General features: G+C 61.9%; 1 protein-coding gene. It reads right to left on the bottom strand.

The annotated features are described in order from the left end of the window. The coding region (locus J0O65_RS26700) for a beta strand repeat-containing protein (RefSeq protein ID WP_502793600.1) at nucleotides 1-4,613 on the bottom strand (4,613 nt) is incomplete at both ends.

Below are 4,613 nucleotides of genomic sequence, written 5' to 3'. Positions count from 1 at the left end.
GCGGCACCCAGGGTAAGGTTGGCGCTATTGACGGCAATCCGGCCATCGGTATTATCGAGTGCGCCATTTGGCGCGCGCATGACAATAGACGTATCGCCGCTACCGCTCTGCACGATGCTGCCCTTGCTATTGTTCAGGTTAGCCGTCTGCACCACCAATTGACCGGCCACGATATCGCCACGGCTGTTATCCCACGTCTGGCCATTGCCCGCTTGCGCGTTCACATTCAGCGTACCGACCGTGCCGATGCTGGAGCCGGCCGTGCTGACATTACCCTGCGTCGCCGTCAGCGCGATGTTCGCCGCGCTATTCACGCTGCCAGCAAGATCGACGCCGCTGCCCGTCATGCTCATATTGCCTGCCGCCAGATTCTGCCCGGCTGCGCGCAATTGCTGCGCCGTCGTGACCAGCAGATTCCCTGTGCCTGCCAGCTTGCCGTCCGCCTGCATGCCCGCCGCCAGCAGGCCGCCCGCCCCGCTGTCGAGACTGGCGGCCGTGATGCTGGTATCGGCTAGCGCGGCGATCGTACCGCTGTTGCTCACCAGTCCCGTGGCATTCAGCACTTGCGATGCGCCGTACATGCTGCCGCTATTGCTGACATTGGCTGCATGCGTGACCAATTGTCCGCCAGCAAGGACGCTGCCGCCGTTATTGTCCAGGTCTTTCACTTGCAGCCTGGCATCGCCGATAACCGCCTGCAAGGTACCGCGTGTGTTGGTGACATCGCCTGCGGTCAGGACCAGTCCGGTAGCGCCAGCCAATGTGCCGCCGCTGTTGTCGAGTTTCGCACTGGCCGTTACGTCCAGCACGCCACCCGACAGCACGCGGCCGCTTTGATTGCGCAAGTCTGCCGTTTGCAGTGCCAGGCCACCATTGCTTTCAATCCGACCGCCAGCGTTGTCGAGACTGGCACTGGCCGTGAGCGATGTGTTGCGCTTGCCCAGCTGCAATAATTCTCCCTGACGATTGTCCAGTATGGCCGTGGTGACGCTCAGTTGCTGCGCCATGGCGCTGGCGTTGCGATGATCGATATAGGTGGCGCGCACGTCGAGCGCGCCGTTACCCGTCATCTGGCCGCGTTGCCCATACAGGTTAGCCACGCTGATGCCCAGGGTACCGCTACCCGCGTGCTCGATCTTGCCGTCCACGTTGGTCAAGGTTCCTGCCGTCAACTGGAGATTGCGGCTGTTGACAGCGATACGCCCGGCAGTATTGTCCAGCTGGCCCGCTCCAGCCAGGTTGATGGCGCTATCGCCACTTCCCGTCTGGATGATGCTGCCGCCGGCATTATTGAGGTTAGCCACCTTGACATCAAGCTGCCCGGCGCTTAACTGGCCACCTTGATTGAGCAGCGCCTGGCTATTCTGCGCGCTGGCCGTAATACTCAGCAGACCAGCCGTACCGAGCACCGCCTTGGCGGTCGTGATATTGCCGCTGCCAGCGCTCAAGGTAATATTGCTGCCGCTGGTCTGGCTACCTGCCAGGTCCAGCGATGCCCCACTGAGCGCAACAGTGCCGGCCGCGAGATTCTTGCCACCTGCCTGCAGGACGCCAGTGCTGCGCACAGTCAAGTCGCCCGCCTGCGCAAGCGCGCCATTCGTCGTCAAGCCAGCCGCCAGCAAGCCGTTGCCGGACACGCTGCCCGCCTTCACGCTGGTATTGCCCAACGCGGCGATGGATCCGGTATTGACCAGGCTGCCGCCTACGTCGAGCGACTGCTGGGCGCCGGCGTACAGCAAGCCGCTGTTAAGCATGTCACCAGTGACGGCCACCGTCAGGTCGGTGGCGGCACTGAGTTCGCCGGCTGCGTTGACCAGGCCGGCAGCCGTCACACCCAAGGCACCACGCGCGGCCTGCGCTACGCCCTGCGTATTGTCCAAGGCCAAGGCATGTACCTGCACATTCTCCTTGCCAACGATCGTGCCTTCCTTGTTGTTCAGTGCCCCCTGCGACGATATTGTGACATCGCCTTGTGCGCTAATATTGCCCTTTGCATTCTCCAGACTGCCTGTCGTCATTTGCAGCACACCATTTGCTGCGATGACGCCGCTGCGATTGTCCAATTCCTGCGCCACCTGCACCGTGAGCGCCGTTGTCGACTGCAATTTGCCGCCCTGATTGCTCATCGCATCGGCCGTCATACGCAATTGCTGGGCAGAAGTGGTCGCCATGCTGTGGTTGAACGTGCCGGCAACGATATCGACCATGCCATTGCCCGTAATCGTCCCGCCGGCACCATTGAAGGCTGGCGTCGTAATTGCCAGCGTTCCCGCTCCCGCGTGCTCGATCTTGCCAGCGGCATTCGTGAGTGCGTTCGCTGCGAGGGTCAGATTGCTGCTATTGACGGCAATGCGCCCGCCAGTATTGTCCAGATTACCCGTCCGGATAACGGTATCGCCCGCGCCGGTCTGTAACACCGTGCCTTTTGCGTTGTCCAGATTGTTCACGTGCAGGTCGAGCTGGCCCGCCTGCAAGCTGCCTTCCGTGTTGTGCAAGGTGGCGTTTGTCGTGACGTTCAAGGTACCCGTTGTCGCGACGATCGCCTTGCTAGTCATGACATCACCCTGCGTTGCCGTCAGGCCGATGTTGCTGGCGCTAGTCTGGCTGCCGCCGATATCGAGCGTGCCGCCAGTCAGTTTGGCATTGCCCGCCGCCAGGTTTTGGCCATGCGCAGCCAGCGTTTGTGTAGTGCTGATCGTCAGGTCGCCAGCCGTGCCCAGCTTGCCATCGGCCTGCATGCCGGCACCGAGCAAGCTGCTGGCGCTGCTGTCGAGCGTCTTTGCCGTGATGCTGTTGTTGCCTTGTGCCGCGATGACGCCCGTGTTGACGATGGCGCCGCTGGCGGTCAAGGTCTGGTTGCCTGCCGCATACAGGCTGCCCGTATTGTTCAGGCTGGCCAGTGTCGCGTTCAGGTTGGCACCGGCAAACACGTTGCCTGCGGTATTGTTCAGGTCAACCACGTTCAGGGTGGCGTTGCCGGCCACGGCCTGCAACTGGCCCTTGGTATTGTCGATGTCGCCACCGCTCAATACCAGGTTGCGCCCTGCCGCCACTGTACCTTCCGTATTGTCCAGGCTGCCCACGTTCAATGTTGCATCCTGCGCCGCCACCATGCGGCCCGCATTGTTCAGCAAGGTCGTGGCCTTCACCAGCGCATCGCCATTGCCCTCGATCTTGCCGCCCGTGTTGTCCAGCTGGCCGGTGGCGCTCACCGTCATCAGGCCGGTGCCTGTCTGCGCCAGGCTGCCGACGCGGTTGTCCAGGCTGCCGACGTTGACGGTCAGTTGATTGGCCACCGTCGTCGCATTGCGATGATCCAGGGTGGCGGCCGTCATATCGAGCTTGCCATTGCCCGTGATCTTGCCGTGCTGGTTGTTGAATTGTCCTGCGTTAATCGCCAGGATGCCGGCGCCCGCGTGTTCCAGCTTGCCATTGACGTTCGTCAGCACCGTCGCGTTCAAGGCCAGGTTCGCGCTGTTGACGGCGATGCGGCCTGCCGTGTTGTCCAGCTTGCCTGTCGTGATGACGGTGTCGCCGCTGCCCGTTTGCACGATTTCGCCGCTGGCATTGTTCAGGTTCGCCACGTTCAGCTGCAACTGCCCCGCGACCAGCTGGCCCTGGCTGTTCACCAGTGACTGGGCATTGTTCGCGTTGGCCGTGATGGCCAGCACGTTGCTGGCGGAAATCACGGCCTTGTTCGTCACGACATCACCAGTATTTGCCGTGATGGCGATGTTCGCCGCGCCCGTCTGGCTACCCGACAAATCGACCGATGCGCCTGTCAATTGAGCGCTACCCGCCACGAGGTTCTGCCCGCTCGCCTGCAAGACGCCATCCGCGCTGATGGTCAAGTCGCCCGCAGTGCCCAGGCTACCGTCCGCTTTCACGCCAGCGCCCAGCAAGCCGCTGCTGGTCACTTTATTAGCGGAAATATTGGTGTTGCCAACGGAGGCGATGGAACCGCTGTTGTTCAGTAATCCGCCGACCGTCAGTTGCTGGTTGCGGCCTGCATACAACAGGCCGGCGTTGTTCAGGTCACCACTGATTTTGGCCGTTAATTCCGTGCCGGCACTCACTGTCCCCTGCTGGTTCAGCAAGGTCGCCGCATCGAGACGCAACATATCCGCCTGCAAGACGCCGCGCGTGTTGTCGATATTCACGCCGCCCACATGCAAGTCGCCAGTCGCTGCCATCACGCCGTCGGTATTGTTCAGTACGCCCTTGCTGACGATGTCCGCCGACGCAGCGGACGTGATGCGGCCCTTGCTGTTGTCCAGCACGCCCACCTGCAGATTCAATGTCCCCGTGCCTGCATGCTCGATCTTGCCATCCTTGTTGGTAACGCTGACGGCATCGATGTTCAAGTTTGTGCTGTTGACCGCGATGCGGCCAGCCGTGTTGTCCAGCTTGCCTGTGACGATGCTCGTATCGCCCGTGCCCGTCTGCAAGATGGTGCCCTTGGTGTTGTCCAGATTACCCACATGCAGATCCAGTTGACCCGCCTGCAAGGTGCCTTCCGTGTTGTGCAGGGAGGCGCTCGTCGTCACATTTAGCGTGCCCGCCGTTGTCACGACCGCCTTGTTCGTGCTGACGTCACCTTGGGTTGCCGTCAG

Source organism: Janthinobacterium sp. JC611 (genome assembly GCF_018682595.1).
Lineage (GTDB): Bacteria > Pseudomonadota > Gammaproteobacteria > Burkholderiales > Burkholderiaceae_D > Janthinobacterium.
The sequence above is the reverse complement of the archived record's forward strand: the minus strand, read 5'-3'. Positions and strand labels throughout refer to the sequence as shown.